At 36.4% G+C, this 23,348-nt stretch carries 13 protein-coding genes and 5 pseudogenes; 6 read left to right on the top strand and 12 right to left on the bottom strand.

Features of this window, described 5'->3' with window-relative positions:
- Window positions 1-32: 32 nt before the first annotated feature.
- The gene (locus FTV27_RS15775; RefSeq protein ID WP_034171043.1) at window positions 33-1,187 is read right to left on the bottom strand and encodes an acyl-CoA dehydrogenase family protein; all 1,155 of its coding nucleotides are present in this window, start codon (window positions 1,185-1,187) and stop codon (window positions 33-35) included.
- A 568-nt stretch (window positions 1,188-1,755) separates the two neighbouring features.
- Between FTV27_RS15775 and FTV27_RS15770 the strand changes: the two genes are divergently transcribed.
- The gene (locus FTV27_RS15770; protein ID WP_180079256.1) at window positions 1,756-2,592 is read left to right on the top strand and encodes an IclR family transcriptional regulator; all 837 of its coding nucleotides are present in this window, start codon (window positions 1,756-1,758) and stop codon (window positions 2,590-2,592) included.
- 239 nt (window positions 2,593-2,831) lie between these two features.
- On the opposite strand, the pseudogene FTV27_RS15765 reads toward FTV27_RS15770, so the two are convergent.
- From FTV27_RS15765 to FTV27_RS15735, 7 genes and pseudogenes are all read right to left on the bottom strand, one after another.
- Window positions 2,832-3,296: pseudogene (locus tag FTV27_RS15765) on the bottom strand (RHS repeat domain-containing protein); the annotation flags it as partial.
- A gap of 64 nt (window positions 3,297-3,360) precedes the next feature.
- Window positions 3,361-3,657 (bottom strand): hypothetical protein, encoded by a 297-nt coding sequence (locus FTV27_RS15760; protein WP_180079254.1) that lies wholly within the window; start codon window positions 3,655-3,657, stop codon window positions 3,361-3,363.
- A 74-nt stretch (window positions 3,658-3,731) separates the two neighbouring features.
- Window positions 3,732-4,772, bottom strand: coding sequence for an IS481 family transposase (locus FTV27_RS15755; protein ID WP_180073251.1), 1,041 nt, complete (start codon window positions 4,770-4,772; stop codon window positions 3,732-3,734).
- Between the two features lie 96 nt (window positions 4,773-4,868).
- Window positions 4,869-5,728 (bottom strand): annotated as a pseudogene (locus FTV27_RS15750) (IS3 family transposase); the annotation flags it as partial.
- 1,725 nt (window positions 5,729-7,453) lie between these two features.
- Window positions 7,454-7,726 carry a NadS family protein gene (gene nadS / locus FTV27_RS15745; protein ID WP_168379834.1) on the bottom strand — a complete coding sequence of 91 codons (273 nt, stop codon included), beginning with the start codon at window positions 7,724-7,726 and terminating at the stop codon, window positions 7,454-7,456.
- Entirely contained in the window at window positions 7,719-8,039 is a 321-nt protein-coding gene (locus FTV27_RS15740) for a type II toxin-antitoxin system RelE/ParE family toxin (protein ID WP_002126330.1), read from the bottom strand. The genes nadS and FTV27_RS15740 overlap by 8 nt, the downstream gene beginning before the upstream one ends.
- 186 nt (window positions 8,040-8,225) lie before the next feature.
- Window positions 8,226-8,606: a hypothetical protein gene (locus FTV27_RS15735; protein ID WP_180079253.1), complete on the bottom strand. Its 381-nt coding sequence runs from the start codon at window positions 8,604-8,606 to the stop codon at window positions 8,226-8,228.
- A gap of 545 nt (window positions 8,607-9,151) precedes the next feature.
- Here FTV27_RS15735 and FTV27_RS15730 point away from each other — a divergent pair.
- The 5 genes and pseudogenes from FTV27_RS15730 (at window position 9,152) to FTV27_RS15710 (ending at window position 11,657) form a co-directional block, all read left to right on the top strand.
- Window positions 9,152-9,409, top strand: coding sequence for a RodZ family helix-turn-helix domain-containing protein (locus FTV27_RS15730; RefSeq protein ID WP_078194516.1), 258 nt, complete (start codon window positions 9,152-9,154; stop codon window positions 9,407-9,409).
- A gap of 359 nt (window positions 9,410-9,768) precedes the next feature.
- Window positions 9,769-10,071, top strand: a pseudogene (locus FTV27_RS15725) (site-specific integrase); the annotation flags it as partial.
- Window positions 10,064-10,312, top strand: a complete 249-nt coding sequence (locus FTV27_RS15720; protein ID WP_004895356.1) for a hypothetical protein — start codon at window positions 10,064-10,066, stop codon at window positions 10,310-10,312. The pseudogene FTV27_RS15725 and the gene FTV27_RS15720, both read left to right, overlap by 8 nt.
- A 72-nt stretch (window positions 10,313-10,384) precedes the next feature.
- Window positions 10,385-10,903 (top strand): DUF1376 domain-containing protein, encoded by a 519-nt coding sequence (locus tag FTV27_RS15715; RefSeq protein ID WP_180079252.1) that lies wholly within the window; start codon window positions 10,385-10,387, stop codon window positions 10,901-10,903.
- Window positions 10,904-10,913: 10 nt separating this feature from the next.
- Window positions 10,914-11,657: an ATP-binding protein gene (locus tag FTV27_RS15710; protein ID WP_180079251.1), complete on the top strand. Its 744-nt coding sequence runs from the start codon at window positions 10,914-10,916 to the stop codon at window positions 11,655-11,657.
- Between the two features lie 109 nt (window positions 11,658-11,766).
- On the opposite strand, the gene FTV27_RS15705 is transcribed toward FTV27_RS15710, so the two are convergent.
- From FTV27_RS15705 to FTV27_RS17395, 4 genes and pseudogenes are all read right to left on the bottom strand, one after another.
- Window positions 11,767-21,315: a calcium-binding protein gene (locus FTV27_RS15705; protein WP_180079250.1), complete on the bottom strand. Its 9,549-nt coding sequence runs from the start codon at window positions 21,313-21,315 to the stop codon at window positions 11,767-11,769.
- The gene (locus FTV27_RS15700; RefSeq protein ID WP_180079249.1) at window positions 21,312-22,082 is read right to left on the bottom strand and encodes a hypothetical protein; all 771 of its coding nucleotides are present in this window, start codon (window positions 22,080-22,082) and stop codon (window positions 21,312-21,314) included. Before FTV27_RS15700 ends, FTV27_RS15705 begins: the two co-directional genes overlap by 4 nt.
- Window positions 22,083-22,140: 58 nt before the next feature.
- Window positions 22,141-22,499, bottom strand: a pseudogene (locus FTV27_RS15695) (HlyD family efflux transporter periplasmic adaptor subunit); the annotation flags it as partial.
- 147 nt (window positions 22,500-22,646) lie between these two features.
- Window positions 22,647-22,853 (bottom strand): annotated as a pseudogene (locus FTV27_RS17395) (hypothetical protein); the annotation flags it as partial.
- Between the last annotated feature and the right edge of the window lie 495 nt (window positions 22,854-23,348).

The following is a 23,348-nucleotide window of genomic DNA, read 5'->3' as shown; positions in this document are numbered from 1 at the left end:
TTTAATATTTCCAATATTCTAAAATTTGCTGCTTAAGCGGTTGCTTGTTTAATCATTTCACGTGCAATGATGATTTGCTGGATTTGAGTTGTACCTTCATACAGACGGAACAAACGCACATCACGGTAGAAACGTTCAATTGAATATTCACTGATATAGCCCGCGCCACCATGAATTTGCAGACAGCGATCCGCTACACGGCCACACATTTCAGTGGCAAACATTTTCGCGCATGAAGATTCAGTGGTCACATTCTTACCTTCGTCACGCAGACGAGCAGCATCAAGAACCATACATTTCGCTGCATAAATCTCAGCTTTAGAGTCTGCCAGCATGCCTTGGATGAGTTGGAAATTCGCAATTGGTTGACCGAACTGCTTACGTTCCACTGCATAATTTAAAGCGTCTTCCAGCATACGCTCTGCCATACCTACGCTATAGCCAGCAATGTGCAGACGGCCTTTATCCAGGACACGCATTGCGGTTTTAAAGCCAATGCCTTCAACACCACCGATCAACTGATCTTTATGAACCTTACAGTTATCAAAAATCACGTCACAAGTGTATGAACCGTGTTGACCCATTTTTTTATCAATTTTGCCCAGACTCAGGCCCGGTGTATTCGCCTCTACCAGGAATGCAGAAATGCCGCTTGCACCTTTGATGTCAGGATTGGTACGTGCCATCACCGTAAATGTCGTTGCACGCGGTGCATTGGTAATAAAACGTTTGGTACCGTTTAAAATGTAGTAATCGCCATCCTTGACCGCGCTGGTTTTCAAAGATGCTGCATCTGAACCTGAATCTGGCTCAGTTAAACAGAATGAACCAATGATTTCACCAGTCGCATAACGTGGCAGGTATTTCTGTTTTTGCTCTTCTGTACCGTCAATCACGATCCCGCTTGAACCGATCCCGTTATTGGTCCCGATCAAAGAACGGAATGCAGCCGATGTACGGCCTAATTCCATTGCGACCAGAATTTCCTCTTCCATGGTGATACCTAAACCGCCGTATTCCTCTGGAATGGTTAGGCCAAACAGACCCAATTCTTTCATCTGCTCGACAATACGCTCAGGAATCGCGTTGCTTTCTTCAACTTCATGTTCTAAAGGGACTAGTTCATTTTTGACAAAGTTACGAATAGTCGAAAGAAGTTGCTCAAGCATTTCCGGATCGCGAATCATAGGGATCTCCATGTTATTTAGTTCATCTGGGTAAATTCCTTTACCCTTTAATTTTAGTTTCGTAATACGAAATAAATAATCATAAAAATTCATTTTGAGCAAGAAAAATTATTAAAAATTTTATTTTTTAAGCAAAAAAGCAAATTTTTCTAGCTTTAATTAAAAATTTTAGTTAGAATTTTATTTCACAATGCGAAATTTTTAGATTATTGGTAGATTTAGAAAAGAGTTAGATGATCGGAATCAGGTCATAATTGATTCTATAAAAGCGCAGCGAGATAAGAATGTTTCAATTAAATCGTGCTGATGATTCTCGTTTTGATTGGCTCCATTTTCCTGAAATTTTATCTGGCGAACTTTAAATTTTCTAAAGATACTTAAAAATCATTACAGGTCTCAAAAACCTATAGATTCTGCATGGTTTTTAGCTGAATAGCGCTAATTAACTTAAATACAGATAAAGTGAGCACTTTTTTATTTATTTTTATCACTAATAGAAGTGTTTTATTTTGTATCGTGAAATTTAATTGCTATCATATTTATTAATTTACCTTTAATTGCTCTGACCATGACAAAAAATAAAACTGGCGAAATACCTAATTTTGATGAGATCCGTTTAGATCCGATTTCACATATTCATAGAGAAAATAACCCACAATTTATCGCGTCTATTGCACGTGGTTTAGAAATCCTCAGATGTTTTTCCGCAACGAATCAATTACTGGGCAACCAGGAAATTGCACAGCTAACTAATCTGCCAAAACCGACTGTTGCCCGGATCACCAGCACGTTGGTTTCTTTAGGTTATCTAAAACAGTTACCGAATACGACCAAATACCTGTTGGACGTTGGTGTATTGGCTCTGGGTTATGCGGCGCTAAGCAATATTTCGGCACGTACACAGGCTTATCCATTTATGGAAGAAATGTCACGTTATGCGCAAGCGCCTGTCGCCATGGCAACACGTGATCGTCTGAGCATGATTTATTTGGAAGTCGTTCACACAGAGTCTACTTTGACCATGCGTCGTCCAGTTGGCTCTACCCTGCCTATTCATAGTAGTGCGATGGGCCGTGCCTGTCTGGCTGCGATGGAAGTTAAAGAACGTGAATATCTGTTTGATGCGATCAAGAAAAGAAATGAAGATCAATGGCCAACCATAAAGCGTAATTTAGAACGTGCCATCCGTGATTATCAGGATTATGGCTATTGCTTATCTCTCGGTGATTGGGCCAAAGATGTGAACTCTGTTGCAGTGCCATTGATTCACCCTAAACATGGTATTCTGACCTTTAACTGCGGTGCGCCAACTTACCTGCTTAATCAGGAAAAACTGGAAAATGAAATCGGTCCTCGCCTGATTCATATGGTCAATAATATTGCGTTAAGCTTGAATAATATTTGAGTTATTGGGTCTGAAATAGAGAGTAATATCCCTCATTCTCTATTTTGTTACAGATCTAACCGCTATTTTTTAATCATGAAACCTGTTTTGTGGAAGCGGCTTGGTTCACTTCTTTGCTTTATAAAGGCTTTGTTGCACAAAGATTTCATAACTATATGATTTTAAAAGTTTTGATTGTTTTTTTGATCCAAAATTAAATTTATTTAAATCAGATGCTTACATATTTATGCAACAAAGCCACTGCAAACCAATCTGTTCAGGTTATCCCATGTCAGTTTTAATGTTTTGCCTGCATGGCTGCTTTCAATCACATTGCCTTGCGCATCGTATTTATAGTTTTTACCCTTATATTGAGCGATCAAATTACTTTTCACTTGAGACGCCTGCGTGGCAATCGGGTCAATTAAATTCCCCGCAGGGTCAAAAGCAAAGCTTTCCGTTTTATGCACACTTTGACTCTGCGTTAAACGGCCAACCACATCATATTGATAATTCAGCTTACCTAAACGGCTGTCGTCCACCTGAGTGAGTAGATAATTTTGATCATAATGATACTGCCGTTCCGCTTGATGCTGTACTCGCCCTAGAGTCTCTTGCTCTGGCTGAATCAGCTGCGAACTGAGTAAACCCACATCATTATAATTTTTGGTTTGAATTAAACTATTTTCCAACATGCCTGTGGTTTCAAAGTATAATTCATCACGATGGCGTATCGTTCAATCAAAGACATTATACTTTATATCTTGATTTACTCCGTGAAAACCCTCTTTAGCTTTCTAAGCTCCTACTATAATAACCATCCATACAATATTCAATTCCATAAACATTAAAATTCAATTCAAGTGCCCAATTATCATATACGTCATATTTATATAAATTACCATTTGAATCATAATGTTTTGACTGACTTGGATACAAAACAGATAAAATTTGATATTCATTTAAGCAAAACTTATATAATCCATCATGTTCATCAACCAGCTTCCAACCATCTTTTTTTAATTTATCCTTGACTTTATTAAACTGGGAAATATTCATATTCTTTTTATCAATATCAATCGACATATATTGTGTAACATCTTTTTGTACTAGCTCAAACCTGATCTGACAGTTACCCATTTTTTATTGTGTCTGTCAGGTTAAATTTGAGCTAAATTCTTCTCAGCCCAAATCCGTTTTCCATCAAGTAAAGTTTCAAGTGGTGTACGACCACAGCACATTTTTCCTTGATGAGTCCGTTCAGTATTATAGAATTTCAGCCAATCGTCTAGATCAACTTGTAATTCTTCCAATGAGCTATAAAGCTTCTTCCTAAACGTAATTTGATAGAACTCCTGCAAAATCGTCTTATGGAAACGCTCACATATACCATTGGTTTGCGGGGAAGCTGCTTTTGTCTTCGTGTGATCAATATCATTGACTGCCAGATACAATTCATAGTCATGTTGTTCTACCTTACCGCAATACTCAGTACCTCTGTCTGTGAGGATGCGAAGCATTGGTAAGTCCTGAGATTGATAGAATGGCAACACACGATCATTGAGTAAATCAGCCGCTGTAATCGGTGTTTTTGTTGTATAGAGCTTGCAATGAACGACCTTGCTATAAGTGTCGATAAATGTTTGTTGGTAGATTCGTCCAACACCTTTGAGATTCCCGACATAAAAGGTGTCTTGCGCGCCTAAATAGCCTGGATGAGCTGTTTCGATTTCACCACAAGCAACGTCATCCTCATGCTTACGTTCAAGTGCCGCAATCTGGTGATCATTTAATTCAATACCATCCTGTGCCACTTTAGCCTCAAGTGCTTTTAAACGCTTCTTAAAGTTCTCTAAATCATGACGAAGCCATATAGAGCGAACACCACTCCCTGAAACGAATACACCCTTCTTGCGTAATTCATTACTAGTACGGTGCTGACCATATGCAGGATATTGAATTGCGAAATTAATAACAGCCTGTTCAGTAGCATCATCTACACGGTTTTTTAAATTTGGTACTCGACGGGACTTATTGATCAGTGCGTCAATGTCACCAGACTTCACTAATTCTTGATAGCGATAAAATGTATCTCTTGAAACGCCCATAACCTTACAGGCTCTGGATACATTCTGAAGCTCTTCAGCTAAATTGAGTAGACCTACTTTGTGTTTAATGATTTGATTGTTAGTATGCAACATAAGAAAGTTACCTTTGTTTGATTAAGATTTCGACACCTTTATCAAAACGGGTAACTTTCTCTTTTTCAAGAAGAATGTACGATCAAGTCTGAACTAATACAGTGAGCCTTGGTCCGAATGAACCATAACACCAGTTGGATAACCCTGACGAGCCATTGCATAGTTAAACGTATCACACACCAACTGGCGGTCTATTCGATGGCTGGTTTGCCACCCCACGATACGACGGCTAAATAAATCTAGCATCACACATAAATACAACCAACCTTCTTTAGTGCGGATATAGGTAATGTCTGTTGTCCAGACTTTATTAGGCTGAGTAACTGTAAATTGGCGATCCAATAAGTTGGGTGCTGTAGGCAAACGATGGGTTGAATCAGTCGTATGCTTGTATTTACGTGCAATCCTGCTACGTAAACCAAGCTTTTTTAGCATCCTTCCAATAGTACGTTCGCTCATGTTGTAACCTAAATCATGCATGTCATGTACTAATGAAGGTGCACCCAATCGTGCATGATGCTGCCAATATACGGCTTTTAAGTCATTATATTTCTGTGCCGTATTGGCTTGACGTTTTCGCCAGGCATAATAGCCTGAAGTGCTGACACCTAGGTATTTACAGGCAGAAGATACAGTGACTTCATTCATATCTAGATCTTGAATTACCGTGTACTTTTCTTGGCATGATCTGTTAGAAAGTACACATGCGCTTTTTTTAAGATGTCATTGGCTTCCTTGAGCTGTTTGACTTCTTTCTCTAATTCCACGATCCGCTGTTGTTCTGGTGAAAGTTGACGTTTGCTTGAACCTGCCGGATTGGTTTCACGAATCCATTTATCTAATGTTGAATAACCCACACCTAATTTCTGGGCGATTGCAGCTACAGACTCGTGTGAGTTTGAAAGTGCATAATCAATCGCTTGCTGTTTAAATTCGGGACTAAAACGTTTAGCCATTTCTTGAATCTCCAAAGATTAAAGTTACGTTATCTTTAGAGGGACGTGCTGTCCATTATTTTGTCTAGGATCAGATTGTTAGTATGCAACATAAGAAAGTTACCTTTGTTTGATTAAGATTTCGACACCTTTATCAAAACGGGTAACTTTCTCTTTTTCAAGAAGAATGTACGATCAAGTCTGAACTAATACAAATTAGTATTATATAAAGTTCAAGCAATATTAGATAATGCGAAAACTTTTTCAAAATCTCCAATAATTATGAGAACTCTATCTTCTTTCACACTTATTACATGCATTCTTGCTGCTCTGATCAATCTAAGCTCTTATTTTTTTCATTTTGCATTCTCTTTCATACTTTGTATCTTCTTAATTTTTCCTCTCTTTGTTGTAGCTATCACCGTCTTCTCTGAAAAATTAGAGATTAATTTTAATGCTCTTTCCATCATCCTATTTATCTACGCAATTGCAACATTCTTTATAACTACAGGGCTATTGGATAACTTTAATGTCGAAAAAGATGGATTAAAGTATGTCTTAAACAATCGTGGAACTTTTATTCGTGAGGCAACTATTGAAGAATATCGTTTATATAAAAGTCGATCTTCTCGATTAGTGAGTGCATATTTAATGTTCTTTTTCCAAATCTTATACATAACTCTCAAATCCTCAACTCCTCAATTGCTCTCTCAAGTGAATGAAAAACAATAGACAATAAAAAAGCCCGACAAGATGTCGGGCTTTTTCGTATGGGTTCGCTTGGTATAACTCCTGTCGTACCTTACTGTCCTTGTGCGTATCTGTATTTTTATTATTGTGCGGAACTTCCTGTTCCTGATGAATCCATCATAGGAAATTGTAGCCAGATCGTATAGGCGCAAAGGGCCGGAATTGGTGTGAGCCAAAGCGTACAAAATTGGTGAATTTTTATCCCAAGAGTTGTCCGCAGAAATTGGGGATAGTTTCGGGATGGGGCGCATTGATAAGCCAGAGAAAAATGACAATTTGATTAAATATTGATCAATTTTATTGGCAGAATATATCAAAACTGCGCATAAAAAAGCCGACTGGTTTCCAAGCCGGTTTTTTTACTATTTTTGAGGTCGGTTAAATCTCCTCAACTATATGAAAAATAATGTATTTTTATAATACATTTCGTATAATGCCCATTATGTTAAATGGAAGGTACTTATTCTGATTACAGACCTATTCCACTAGATCGTAAATGTATGTTCTTTTAGCAAGTAGATAATTAACTTCGATATATCTTACTTTATAACAGGTATTATGCTTAATTTTTTTTTGAAAATCATAGTACTTGTGGTTGAATGGAAAGATAGAAATTTTCATCTTTTGAAGTAAAAATCTATTACCATGTATATTGACGTTATGTCGTTCGATGCCATGTTTAGTTGAAAATGCTTTTTCCAAAAATAGGCATCCTACATATATATTCTTATGATTTTTTGATAGTTCTTCAGCTTTATTGATAAGAAAAAAATGCTCTCTTAGAACATATATAGTTGATGAAAAAAATATAATGATAAGACTAATTTGAACATAATTTTTTTTTAAATACTCAGTAATTTCCATTGTTTTTTAATATCTAAAAATTAGCATTGGTCTTAATTATAGCTTTAAGTTAAGTATTCCTAAAATTAACATAATACACGTTATACGAAGTCAAAAAATGGGAGCTAAGCTCCCATTTTTAATGCATTTTTTTTAAATAAGACTAGGATGTGCATCTAAAATTCGAATCAATGTTGCTGCTGGTCCTGTTGGATAGCGTCGGCCTTGTTCCCAGTTTTGCAAAGTACGATGGCTAATGTGGAGACGTGCTGCAAATTCGCTTTGACTTAAACCAGTTTTTTCTCGTACTTCCTTAATATCTGGTAATTCAAGTTCCGTCGTTCGACTAGGTTGGATCTCTTTGCGCTTGATTGCTCCTGCTTCTTTAATCGAAGCAACTAAGTCATCAAATAAGTTGTTATCCATGAAATTGCTCCTTCACGAGTTGGCGCAGAATGGCGGTTTCTTTATCCGTTAGATTATCTTTTACAGATTTTGGATAAGCCACCAAGAAAAAGATTTGATCATCCTCATTTACCCAATAGTAAATTACTCTGATACCGCCACTTTTGCCTTTATTACCTTGAGCACAACGTACTTTTCGAATGCCACCGCCATTCTTGATTAAGTCACCTTTATCTGGCTGAACCAATAGATCTTGTTGAAGTTGACGATATTCCTCATCAGATACAAGGTCTTTGATTTGCTTGGTAAAGATACTGGTTTCAATGAATAACATAGATTCTGTGTACGTCAATGGCGTACAAGTATTCTAGCAGTTTCCACATCAAAAAACGAGAGCTGCTGCTCTCGTTTCGTATAACCGCCATTATGTTAAATGGGGATTTTTTAGATGGTATTGTAATTATTCAACAATACTCATAAAAATAGGAAGTTCTAACTTCCTATTTCACTGAGCTTCATATTAGTTTTTTTGTAATGTTTTTTCTTGAGATGGCTCTTCCCTTAAATTTAAAGCTTTCTTATTAAGGATAAATTTTGAAATTTGAAATGCTATAGTTAACATTGCACAAAAGACTCCAAATAAACTCAAACCTAAGGCTCTTTTCACAACGGTATGGTCTGCAGCCCCAGAATCAAATGACACCCCAAAAAACATCACAAACATGAGTGGGGTTAAGAACAACATAATGATGGTAAATCGTGACCAAAAGGTTGCACGGACCATATCTCCACATAAATCAACTAATAAGTCTTTCAAAACAGTTGTAATCACAAAAGAAGTAGCACCGCTAACTAACAATGTAATAATAATTTCAATAATAAAACGTGTTAAAACATCCATTGCCTTTCCCCCATTATTTATTTCTCACTCTTGTTACATTACAGATGTGAATTATTAAAGACATTAAAGAAATTAAATTTTTCAGATTAATTTTAACTTTTCCTAAAATTAACATAATACACCTTATACGAAACGCTTGAATTTTTCCTATAAACATCAATATTTTAATTAAATCCGTTCCAGTAAACAGCGCACTGGAACGGATTTTTCGTGATTATTCACGTTCCACGCCTGTTCTTTAATCAAAGTTCCACATCTTTGTGTAGTTTCATTTAACCCTAAAGCAGAAAAAAATGTCCAGATAAAACAAGAATAGATGTCCAAGTATTATTGATTTTACATCAAGAGACAGGCTAGCCTAATTCTAAAGGATTAAAAATCCTATACACATATGAGCTCTATTCAAATAATTTAAGGCAAAATCGAACCCTATAAATTCAAAGGTATTCAAAAATCACTATAAAAGTTTGCTATATAGCGAATATTTGCCATAATTTATCAAAAGTTTGCTATATAGCGAACAAATTTCTAGGGGTAGAATTGATATGGCTTCAAGAGAAGAAATAGGTAAAGAAATACGTTTGGCAAGAAAAGCTCTGGGCTATACACAGAAAAATCTTTCAGAAAAAACGAACATCAATAAAACAACGATTTCAGAAATAGAAAATTGCCACTTTACAGGCTCATTTAGCACATTTGAATGTGTACTTAATGCAGTAGGCCTGCAATTTGAAGTGGATAAAAAGAAGTATAAATTTCCGCATTGGAATGAAATTGAAACAATGTTTGCGGAAGATGATTAATAAAAGTTTAGCGGCCTAGATTATCAATCAAAGTACAACAAAGATGAATTTTTAGATAAGAAAGTAGAAAGGCTATATTTATACGTCTTACGCCAAAAGGCAAAATAGAAATCGTATAGCCTCAACACCAAATTATACCAATCAGTAAAACCCCCTTAGATTCAGTATGTATATGTCGGTTATTATTGCTGATTATCACAATAATTCTGGTGACCAAAAACCAAAGTACCTCACCCTACTTTAAGTTACACCACACAAAATAAAGACTTTATATATATATTATATATAGGATTTATTAAAATACAATATATGTAGTTCTAGGTATTTTATGTCGGTGACTATTGCCAAGGTTGGGGTTTTTCTGCAATCGTGATGGTGGACCTCTCGATTATCGTCTGGTGAATAAACGTGTCTGGCATCCGATCTTGCGCTTTCTAGGATTGAAGTCTAGAAGAGCCTATCAAACACGCCATACAGCAGCAACTCTTTGGCTGTCAGCAGGAGAAAATCCGGAATGGATCGCACGTCAATTGGGACATTCAACGACTGAAATGCTATTCCGGGTCTATAGCCGTTACATCCCCAATGTTACGCGCCGCGATGGCAGTGCATTTGAAGCCATGCTGGAAAAACTAAATACAGAGGAGCTTGCACATGAATAGTAAAGCTTTCTTTGGTGGTGTGGTCGTCAGCCCTGAAGCAGATATGGTCGCTCGTGAATTAATCCATGAGCTACACATTCCCAAACTTCACAATCTAGCTTTTTTGTTGGAAATCAATAAATGCTTCGATGATCACCAGGCGTTGAGACTCTGGTTACAGCGAATGTTGGATGAAGGGCAAGCCCATTACGATGACTTGGCCCAACAGGCCCGTCTCCGCTTAATGAGTCTCGCTCACTAATAAAACAAACACAGACAGAAGGTCATCCAATCGATGACCTTAGCCCCTCTATATCTATAAAAAGGTGAACACATGCATAAAGATATTTCAATTTGGATGCCACTCTATATTGGCGACCTACAGGCAAAATTTGCACGAATGACGGCAGAACAAATTGGTGCGGCACTGCTGTTAATGATGGATTTCTGGAAAAATGGTGCCATCCCTCATGACCTAGCTACTGTATGTAGCATCACGAAATTACCTCAGCACACCAAGGCTAAAACTTTGTTGAATACGCTGATGGCTCTGGAATTGTTTGAAGTCGAGTCTGAGCAGATTCATTCAAGTTTTTTAACCAGTTTAAAAAGCCAGGCATTGCAAAATCAGCAAATGAAATCTGATAAAGCTAAAAATGCAGCTCAAGCACGCTGGAATAAATCCGCAAGTAATGCTCAAGCATCAACCAAGCAACGAAAAGTAAATGCTCAAGCAGCTCCTGAGAAGAGCTCGAGTATTACTCAAGCCATGCTTGAATCATGCCCTTCATCTTCATCTTCAAATTTTGAAGAAAAAAATGAGAGTTTTTTAGAAAATTCAAAATGGATTTAGGAGATCAGCCATGAATACCATGCTTAAAACACTCCAGTTTCGCGCAGAAACAACGGAAACACTTTGCCCTGTCCATCATATACCCCTGATGGAAATTGCAGGTCACAGGCTCTGTAAATTGTGTGCCAAAGAAACCGTCCATCACTCACATGCAGCCTATGAAGATGAATTGCAACAGCGATTGCTACAACAGAAAATTAAAAATTCAGGGCTCAATAAACGCTACCTGGATCGTGGCTTCAAGAATTATGTAGTTGCATGCCCTGCACAAGAGAATGCCATCAAACTATGTCAGGCCTTTGCACAGCAGATTATTTCTGACCACAACCCGAACATGTTGATGATTGGTACACCGGGTACAGGTAAAACCCATCTGAGTGCATCCATTATTCGTAATATTCTGCATAACAGTCTGAAATCTGCTCGCTACTATACCAGCGCAGAAATTGCTCAAAAAATGATGGATACCTGGTCAGATGCTTCACGCTCTGAGAAAGAAGTCATCGACCATTTCTCCAGTTTTGATTTATTGGTGATTGATGAATATGGCCTGCATGACCGGCATGAAAAACGCCTGGAGATGGTGCATAAGGTTTTGTATAGTCGTTATGACAATATGAAATCTACCCTGCTGATTTCCAATTTCACAGTCCAGAATATGCAGCGGGATTTAGGTGTCCGATTATGGTCACGGTTACATGAGAACCATTTGATTGTAGTACCGTGTTATTGGGATGATCGAAGAATAACTTAATCAATTGATAAGCTTTCTATGACCTCTTAAAGTTTTAGAATATGAAACTCCAAATAAATAAAGGGCGGTTAACCGCCCTTTATCAAGTCTTACTAAACTCTTAAAGTCATTAGTAAACTATTGACTGATTTAATAGCAAATCTTGAACTGACAAAAATTCAGCTTGATTTGTTAATACTAATATTTCCTGTGAATTACCACTTGCATCACCAGTAACACTAATTGTGTTTGTTTTAAGATTTTCATCATAGGAAATAGTCAAGAACTCATCAAGATTCGACGAGTTAACTTGACTGTTATCTAAGAACTCAGATAAGTCTAGTTGGTCCTCAGATATTTTAAAGTCATTAACATAGTCTACTGCAGTTACACCTGATGTATTTTGCATTAACTTAATAATGTCCTGACCATCATTCAATATAAATAATTCACTCACAGCTGAATCACTTATAAATAGATTATCGCCTGCATCACCAGTAATTACACTTTGAACAATATGTTCAGCATTAAGTGGGCTGTTCGTACCAAAATCTTGATAAACTTCATCAGAAGACATGTTACTTTCTTCATCAAAGCTAAAGCTTTCCACACTTGCCAATGATGTTGCAGCTGGCATAGTTAACCCAAATGCTCCAAAAATCTGGCTAGCTGTGATTTGGCCTCCAGTTTCGAACGCAAAAGTTTCAACAACATAATCACCGCCTAAGAAGAAATCCTTAACAGTGACTTTATTCGTATTACTACCATCCAATTTCAGAATCAAGTCATTGCCAGACATATTCAAGTAGTTACCAATTTGGCTAAATGTAATACCATTTTTGAAGACGACTTTATCATTGCCGGAGACCTCATTAATCATTAAAGCTCCAGTTGTATATTCGTAAATTGTATCACCTTCGACTTCAGATGATCCTGTTTTTGTTCCACCACCAGTTGATGGCAATGTCAGACCAAAAGCTCCAAAGATATCGTCAGCCGTAATTTCTTCTCCTGTCGAAAACTTGAATGTTTCAACTAAATTATTACCAGCAAGGAAGAAATTTTTTACCGTAATTTTATTTGTTGTACTTCCATTGACTTTAAGAATGAGGTCATTACCTGACATGGTCAGATAATTACCAATTTGGCTAAATGTGATTCCGCTCGAAAATACAACTTTGTCATTTCCTGATACTTCAGTAATAGTAAGATCACCTGAAGTATAGTTATATGTAGTATCGCCTTCCGCATTAGCTGCTCCGCCTCCAGTACCAGGCATTGTTAAACCAAATGCAGTAAAAATTTGATTTGCTGTGATTTGTTCACCAGCTGCAGTTTGGAAGGTTTCAACTAAATAATTACCCGCGAGGAAGAAATTTTTCACAGTTAAAAGATTGGCAGTACTTCCATTTACTTTAATAATTAGATCATTTCCAGACATAGTCAAATTAGAACTAATATGACTAAAGGTAATACCGCTTGCGAATACAACTTTATCTATACCTGAATGTTCAGTAATGGTTAGAGCACCACTCGTATAGTTATAAGTAGTGTCACCTACTGGGTTTGGTGTTTCACTACCAGTACCTGGCATAGTCAATCCATACGCAGTAAAAATTTGGCTCGCTGTAATCTGCTCACCTGCTGCTGTTTGGAATGATTCAACCAAATAATCACCTGCAAGGAAGAAGTTCTTCACTGTAACAATATTAGTAGTGCTTCCATTTACCTTAATGATTAAGTCATTTCCAGACTTGGTCAGGTTAGAACTAATTTGGCTGAGAGTAATGCCGCTAGCAAATACAATTTTATCTGTACCAGACTGTTCGGTAATTGTTAAGGCACCAGTACTATAGTTATACGTTGTATCACCAGCTACATTCGGTGTTTCTGCCCCACCATTATTGTTAACCTTAGTTGCAATTTGGGCTGCTGTAATCGTATAGCCACCATTCGGTTGTACGGATGAAATCGCTTTTTCTCCACCTAAGAAATGATCTTTCACCCGGATAGATTGATTTGAGTTGTTATCAATCGTAATGAGTAAATCATTATTTTCTTTAGTAAATTTTATACGAGCCTCCGTAATACCTTGATCCATCAACCAGATGACATCAGTACCACCACCAGTTTGATCAATTACATCAGCACCGTCAGCCAAGTAATAATAGTATTTATCATCACCTGCACCACCATCTAAAGTATCAATTCCAGCTCCCCCAATTAGTGTATCGTTGCCAATTCCACCGTAGATTGAATCATCACCAGCCCCGCCATCTAGATAGTCATTACCGGCACCACCTTCCACACGATCATTGCCTGCTTGCGCCCAAATCGTGTCATTTCCATCTAGACCTTCGATCAAATCATTTCCTGAAGTGCCATAAATGGTTTCCGCACCATTTGTTCCTTCAAGCACGGTATCATAGAGTCCGCCATATGCTTGGGCTTTAATAATTCCCTCAATATCTTTTGCAGAAATTGGTGCTTGTCCATTTGCATTAACTGATGAAATGGCTTTATCACCCCCAAGGAAATGATCCACAATTCGTACAGACTGGTTAGTATTTTGATCAATGGTTACGATTAAATCGTTGCCATCTTTGTTGAAGCTAATGCGGTCAGGAGTAATGCCGTAGTCCATCAGCCACAAGACATCTGTTCCGCCTCCAGTCTGATCAATCACATCAGGGCCATCAGTCAAGTAATAAAGATACTCATCATTACCTTCACCACCATTTAAGATGTCTGTTCCAGCTCCACCACTCAGTTTATCGTTACCAACTCCACCATAGATAGAATCGTTACCAGCACCGCCATACAGCGTATCATTACCCTCATCGCCATGTAGGACATCATCCCCCTCATTTCCTTCCAAGTAATCTGATCCTGCACCGCCATATAGCGTATCATTTCCAGTCTGTCCCCAAAGTGTATCATCACCTTCTTGACCATAAATAATGTCATTGCCAGCACCTGCATAAACTTTGTCATCTCCAGTCCCCATTTCAAAAGTTTCATGGGTATTTCGATATCCCCATACTTCATCATTATTGGCTGTACCATGATAAGTGACATGGTTTTCTATATAGGCATTATTCCAAATAGTTGAATCTGCGAATTGAATTTCATTAATCTTATGATGTCCGCCGACAAAGTAGTTTTGGATTGTAATCTGATCAACATTATTTTCATGCTTAATAATTAAATCATTACCAAAATGATGAAGACTAATATCTACAGGAACAATGCCTAGACCGAATCTCAGGATATCAAAAGAAACTGCAACGTTACTGTAATTCTGTCCTGCTGGACGTTCAATAATCGTGTCTTGCCCATCACCTAAATTAAATACATAGATCTCATTACCAAATGAACCATAAATTGTATCGTTACCAGTACCACCTTTTACGTATACAAATTTCTGGTCTTCCGCTAAGTCTGGGTTTTGAATGACATGGTAACCATCTGCATTTTGAATAAATTCATTCTGATTGGAACTGTCTACAAAATATTTTTGATCAACATCAACAACTAAAATATCGTCCCCGGAACCACCATCTAATAATCCTGCTTGATTATTCTCCAAACCAGTTAGAATTAAATGATCCGTACCGTCTCCACCATACAACTTACCCTGACCTACGAGAAGGTCATTTCCAGATTGGCCTTCCAAGATTCCTTGTCCATTAAGAGTATCATCGCCATTTCCCCCGAGCAGATGACCAGAACCCTCAATTTCATCGTCCCCATTACCACCATCTAAATAGCCAGCTGCATAAATTTTATCATTACCTTCTCCCCCATAAACGAAATATTGGGTTTCTGGTGCATCTGTATAAACTGGACTACCATAAATAATGTCATCACCGTTACCTGCATGAATAACATCACTATCTGTTGCACCTTCAATAACATCATCCAGCTCAGTACCTTTTACTGCCTGTACATCAAGATCAGATTCATTCCACTCTAGATTATTATCAAAGCTGACTAAATTAATCGGCTTATTGGACGAATAGCCAAACTGGGATTGAACTATTAATTGATCACCCGTTATTCGATGAGTGATCACCATATCTTGGCCCACTTTTCTGATAATAAGATCATCTGGGGCTACATTAATAAACGCTATCGTATCCTTATCGGTCTGATTTTTATATTCATACTGGATGACATCCTGCCCCCACCCTAATTCAAACTGATAAGTATCATCACCAGCTCCACCTTCTAAGGTATCATTGCCTTCGCCACCAATGAGTGTGTCATTTCCAGCTCCACCGTAAAGTTGGTCTGTACCAGTTTCACCTTGAAGGATATCATTTCCTTCCTCACCTTCTAGGCGATCATCTCCTGTGCCACCGACCAGAACATCATTTCCTGAACCACCATAAAGCTGGTCATTATCTGCACCGCCTTCTAAATGATCATCTCCATTTCCACCATATAGCTTGTCCTGCCCAGTTCCGCCATACAGCTGGTCAGAGCCAGTATTACCATAAATCTGGTCATCACCCGCTTCACCGGAAATCGTACTACCCGAAGCATATGCCTGAAGAATGTCTGCGCCTTCAGTACCAAGAAGTACCAAGGCCTTCACCGCTTCAACATCAAGTATCATCTCATCTGAGAACTGGATCTGATCAATACGATAAGCACCCAAAGCATCTGTTTGGAAATAGTTCTGCACAGTGATGCTGTTTTCACCATCTAACGTACGGATCACTAAATCATTGTTGATACGACGGAAAGTAAAATCAGTTTGGACTTGGCCATCTGTAAACTGAATAATGTCTTGACGATTTGCCGAATTATCATAATTGCTGATAATGTCATGACCGAAGTTGGCTGCAAAAATATAGGTATCGTTGCCAGCTCCACCTTCTAAGGTATCATTGTCTTCGCCACCAATGAGTGTGTCATTTCCAGCTCCACCGTAAAGTTGGTCTGTACCAGTTTCACCTTGAAGGATATCATTTCCTTCCTCACCTTCTAGGCGATCATCTCCTGTGCCACCGACCAGAACATCATTTCCTGAACCACCATAAAGCTGGTCATTATCTGCACCGCCTTCTAAATGATCATCTCCATTTCCACCATATAGCTTGTCCTGCCCAGTTCCGCCATACAGCTGGTCAGAGCCAGTATTACCATAAATCTGGTCATCACCCGCTTCACCGGAAATCGTACTACCCGAAGCATATGCCTGAAGAATGTCTGCGCCTTCAGTACCAAGAAGTACCAAGGCCTTCACCGCTTCAACATCAAGTATCATCTCATCTGAGAACTGGATCTGATCAATACGATAAGCACCCAAAGCATCTGTTTGGAAATAGTTCTGCACAGTGATGCTGTTTTCACCATCTAACGTACGGATCACTAAATCATTGTTGATACGACGGAAAGTAAAATCAGTTTGGACTTGGCCATCTGTAAACTGAATAATGTCTTGACGATTTGCCGAATTATCATAATTGCTGATAATGTCATGACCGAAGTTGGCTGCAAAAATATAGGTATCGTTGCCAGCTCCACCTTCTAAGGTATCATTGCCTTCGCCACCAATGAGTGTGTCATTTCCAGCTCCACCGTAAAGTTGGTCTGTACCAGTTTCACCTTGAAGGATATCATTCCCCTCATTTCCATAAAGAGAATCATTGCCTGCTCCGCCATTTAAAAGGTCTGCACTATTGTAGCCCTGAATAACATCATCACCTTCAGATGCCTCCAGTACTTTTAGCTTAATAGTCTGCAGACTCCATACGGTCTCATTAGCAAAAACAATCTGGTCTATACGGTAAGCAGTTGCACCATTACTATCAAAGAAATTCTGAACAGTGACTTGATCATCTTCTGAATATTTAATAACTAAATTATTACCCAAACGTTTTAGGCTAACCTGATCTGGTGTAATTCCTTCTGTAAAGACAATCTGATCAACTTTATTTGATACATTATCGTAACTGCTGATCGTGTCCTTCCCATCACCTAAACTAAAATGATAAGTATCATTACCTGATCCACCATCCAGGTAATCGTTACCTATTCCACCAGTTAATGTATCGTTACCGGCATTTCCATATAATGAGTCATTGCCAACTAAGCCAGATAACACATCATTACTGTTATATCCCTTAATTGTATCATTTGCTTCTGAAGGAAGAATAACTTGTTGTTTGATATATTCAATATCCCAAATAGTTTCATCAGCGAACTCTATTTGGTCTATACGATAAGCAGTAGCCCCTTCCTCATTAAAGAAATTCTGTACTTTGATTTGGTCATTGTCAGAATATTGAATAATAAGATCATTACCTGAACGCTTTAAACTGACTTGTTCTGGAGTAATTTCTTCCGTGAAGAGTATTTTATCTAATTTTCCTGTTGCAACTTCATAACTATTGATTGTGTCAACACCATCTCCAATACTAAAGATATAAGTATCGCTACCTATACCTCCATTTAGAGTGTCGTTACCATCACCTCCAATAAGCATGTCATTTCCATCACCACCATAAAGTTGATCATTACCAACTCCACCATATAGAGTATCATTTCCTACATTACCATAAATTAAATCATTACCACCTAACCCACTAATATTAGAATCTACAGCATAGGCACGCAATACATCATCATCATTTGTAGGTACTAAAACTAAATTTTTAATATCATCAACAGTAAGTGATTCACCATCACTAAACTCAATAAAATCTATTCGATATTCAGCAAGACCATCTTTAATGAAGTAATTTTGAATTATTAATTGATCAGAAGTATTTTTAGAAATAATAAAAAGATCATTATTAACACGTTTGAAATTAAATGAAGATGATTGCCAACCTTCTATGAATTTCACAATATTAATATCATTTAATGAAGGATTAAAATCTATTAATATATCTGAACCAAAATTTTGACCTAATATAAATGTATCTGACCCCAATCCACCTTGTAATGTATCATTACCAGTACTTCCGATAATAATATCATCACCATCGCCCCCATATAAAATATCATTACCTTCACCGCCAATTAATGTATCATTTCCGCTCCCACCATCTAGGTCATCATTACCCGAACCACCATCTAGGTAATCATTACCTTCACGCCCCTCTAATTTATCATTTCCTTCGAAACCTGAAATTTCATCATCTGTCCCATATCCAATTAACACATCATTTAAAACAGTTGGATTCAATAATAAAGACTTTATTTGTTCAACAGTTAATTCACTCTGATCTGAAAATCTAATTATATCAACTTGGTATCCACCATAACCATCTCCGTTAAAATAATTTTTTACTACAATTTGATCAGTAGAATTTTGTAATTTTAATATTAAATCTTCTCCATTTCTTATAATATTTATATCAGATTTCAAGATATTATCTTTAAAGTAAATAACATCTTTTTTATTCAAACTATTATCATAACTTTTAATTATATCTTGACCAAAACCTCGAGAAAACTCATAAATATCAGAGCCAGATCCACCATCTAATTCATCATTACCTACACCGCCTATTAAAATATCATTACCATCACCGCCAAATAAAATATCTTTTCCTCCGCCCATTAAATTTGTGCCTATTAATGTATCATTACCACTACCTCCCATTTGTAAACTAAGCTTAACTTGTACTTCAACTCCTAATTTATTAAACCACTCATCAAATTCCCCAAATTCCTTAGCGAGCTGAATATATTCGTTTAATAAAACAACTCCACCTGGCCAAAAACCAGTTTTATTATAGGCTAAAAACTCACTTAAATCGATAAAACCCTTTTCAGGATTTTCATCAAAAACCTCATTAAAATATTTTGAAAAATCAATATGAAATTCATCAATTAATGAATATTCTGATTGGTATAAATAAGGTTTAAGTCTAGTTTGAAAAATTAAACCTTCATAAACACCTTGTACAAGATTTTTATAAGTTTCATCTATTGTATTAATAATATTTTGTGCTTGAGCAATAGTTCCATAATACAAAATTCCAGATTTTTGACCTGAAAATGCATCTAATATTGCTAATTTTAATTTAGCATTATTTAAACTTTCTTTTAATGAATCTGGAAGAAGAATTCCTAGAGTTGCAGTATTTGCTTGACTAGGAGTCAATGCACTACCTTCACCTGAAGAAGCTCTAAATGCAACAGCCATAGAATAATCGTTGGGATTAAAATCAGGATCGGTTCTACCCCATTCCTCAATCAATTTATCAATTAAAAGTAATTGAGCATCCTTTGTTTCAGCCTCTGAATATAGTTTTAATATTGTCGCTAAATCTTCTGAGACTGCTGCTGCTTCCTGTAAATCACGAAGTCGACCAATACCTTTTAAATTAGCTGTCTTTTTTTGTTCTTCAGTAAGATCTATTGGATTTAAAAAATCACTATATAATGGATTAAATGAAAAATTTATATCTCCCATTAAATGAGTTGTTCCATCTAACTTTTGATAACTACTTTTTTCAGATAAAAAATTTCCATTCCCTAAAGAAGTATTAGTTTCTTGATACTTAAGATTAAGTGATTTAATTTCTAAATCTGCCAAAGAAAAAAATTCATTAGTTTGACTAATACCATCTTGATTAAAATCACGCCATAATCTTAATTTAGAAAATAAATCATCTTCATTATCAATTATACCATTACCATTTGTATCGAGCTCGCTTAGTGCTTCATATCCATTTTTAGCCATGCTACCATTAGATAAAATAAAATTATTTCCAAAGATTTCAGATCCGTTGTTAATAACACCATCACCATTTTTGTCTATAACTAGAATTCCATCATCAGGACTGACCCATCCTGTTGCGGTTCTAACTCCATCATTATCATGATCAAATAGGGCACTTTCAAAATCACCAACGTGAGTCGTTTCAATTCCATCATCGTCAAGATCCAATATAATTGGATCATAAATAAAATACTTACCATCCCTATTTAAATCCATCCAAGGATTCCAATCATCTGGCATCCAGCTATAGAACTTTCTTGACCATTGTTCAAGGAGTTCTCCTGCGAACCCTTTCAAAAGATCAGGATTTGTCAATGCCCCATCAACGTATAAATCATGTAAAGTTTCCATTAAACCAGATACATAGTCATCAAACCATGTTGGTATATTTGCATCTATCCAATCCCCACCTAACAGAACTGCGTCCATTATGGCACCAGGCCAATCACCCTCTGTAATTAATCCAGTATTTTCACCAAAGTTAGTAAAATTTTGAGCATCCGTTTCTATAAATTGCTCTAAAGACACATTGCCCGTTGTCGCTATTTCACTTAGTAAGTTTATAGCCATATCATTTGAATATTGATTATATTTCGCATCATCATACAAATTTCCAATACCATGATCTTCCATGATAGCTTGTGTTGCACGGCGTAGAGTCGTGTCAATTAAATCACCCGACTGACCATTTGTACTAATTGCAGTTGATAACCATAAGTTCAAACCAATATATGCATTAACTTCTTGAGCTTGATTAGGACTAAGGTCATTCCAACTTCTAGGTAAAGTATTTTCACTTAAATTTGGAATAGTTGATTTTAAATACTGATAAGCTTCTGCATAATTACCAACTTGTTTCCCCTGATCAATTTTATTCTGCAATTCCAATTTTTGACTATTTGTCAGACTATAATTTACACTATAATTACTCATTTAAGTTCCCCTTGACTGTTAGCTTTAATAAAAGAAATAACTCGCTCATTATTTTCTACAAATTTATTTATAATTTCTGGTTTATCCAATATATCTCTTTGATTTTGAATCAAATCTCTAAAATCATCTATAAAACCTGTATTTACATCAACACCGTATATTTTTTCATTATCACTTGTAAAATTTGAACTATAGACATCATATTTAATTTTAAAATCATCATTTAATATTGAAAGAATATTAAATTTATCAGTAAAACCATTTTTTTGCCCTCTCAAAAAACTAGAATATGGTACATAAAAAATAAACATATTAATTTTATCACTATTGAAACTATCATCTATTACAATGACATTTTTATTAACCCCAAACTTATAAATTGATATATTCCCCCTCCTCTCCAAAAGATATTTATCATCAAGGTTAAGGGATCTTAGCCAATAACCCTTACTATTTTTTATGATATTATCACCAAAATCTATATTGGGACTCTGAGATATTTCTAGAATTGCTTTCAACTCATTTGATTTTTTTAGGCACTGGTAATTTCCTGTATAGTTCCCAGAAAATGTATATAACGGGAATTTTAAATATACATATGAAAAAGGACCACTTTCTAATCTTTTCATATCAAAAAAACATTTTTTCAGACTTAACTTTAATTTTTTTCCTTTGTTAGAAATCAGTTCAATATCAAATTTTTCATCATGATTCATACACCCTCCCAAAAGTAAACTAAAAAATATAAATAATAAAATCTTAAGCATAATATCTCCTTTAAATTAGAATATAATTGAGCCTTTAGGATTTTATATAAATTTAATATTATCGTTCCCGCAAAGCTTCTTTAGCTTTATTAAACGGTTTTAACAAATAATCTAGTATGGTCTTTTCTCCAGTCCGGATATCAACGGTTGTAATCATTCCCGGTGTAATTGAAAATTTTTGCCCGGCTTTATTTACCAGCTGATCATGGTCAGTACGGATGTAAACACGATAATAAAACTGATCTTGTTTAACTTCATCCCGGATGGTATCTGGAGAAATTACCGTCACTTTCCCATCCAAACCGCCATAGATAGAGTAATCATAAGCAGTTAGCTTCACTAAAAAGCAGATTGTCCCTGATGAATAAAAGCGATGTCCTGAGGAGATACCCACGCTTCGAATGATAACTGTAGATCTTTAAGCATTTTTTTCATTAGATAACCTTTTGCAGAACGCGTCCCTCAAGGGACTACGTCTATTTTTACAATACATATATAAGAGCTGTAATCGAGGGAGATCACTACCTTTTCATCCACCCTTGTACCATGATTTGCTAACTTTCAATTAATGACAAAGTAACGACTTTTGAGCTGCAATACTGCAGGACAACGACTGGCAGAATTGACATGTTTAGTTTATGATTCCTCTCTCATGCGATAAGGCGCTTCAAAATGAATTGATGTCTTATCATCTATTAAGAACCACCCTACTTGTATTGGCCTTGCATCGGTATGCTTTTGATCATCCGTTATTGTAAAATTCATGTACATTTTATTATTCGTAAATATTAAAATTGTTTAATTGTAATCGATTTAAGTTTATTTTTTAAATAAAAATTCAACACATGCTTTTGATTTAAAACATTATTTTATTTAAAAATGTGAGCTGGTTGTCATATTTTATTATTCATTTAGTCAAAAATATCGAGTGTTAGGTTCAGTAATCTACATTTATTTTTATACCTGTTTTAATAGAGTTACCTTTCGTGTAATGCCTCTTTTGCTTTATTAAATAGGCTTAATCAATAATTTAGTATTGTTTTTTCTTCAATCTGAATATCAAAGATTGTAATCATTCCTGAGGTGGCAGTATTTTCACCCCAAAACACTATGAATTTTATTTTTACCTCATAAGCATCTGATGTGTGCTGAATTAGCAGGAGACTTTCACTTGGGAGATTCTAGGCAGCTAACCGATAAAAGTCTTCTGCCATTTGATTTGGTGTCTTAAAATCCAAGCCTTTTTGAATTCTTCGCTGATTATAA

It is taken from the genome of Acinetobacter sp. YH12251 (assembly GCF_013417465.1).
Taxonomy (GTDB): domain Bacteria; phylum Pseudomonadota; class Gammaproteobacteria; order Pseudomonadales; family Moraxellaceae; genus Acinetobacter; species Acinetobacter amyesii.
The sequence above is the reverse complement of the archived record's forward strand: the minus strand, read 5'-3'. Positions and strand labels throughout refer to the sequence as shown.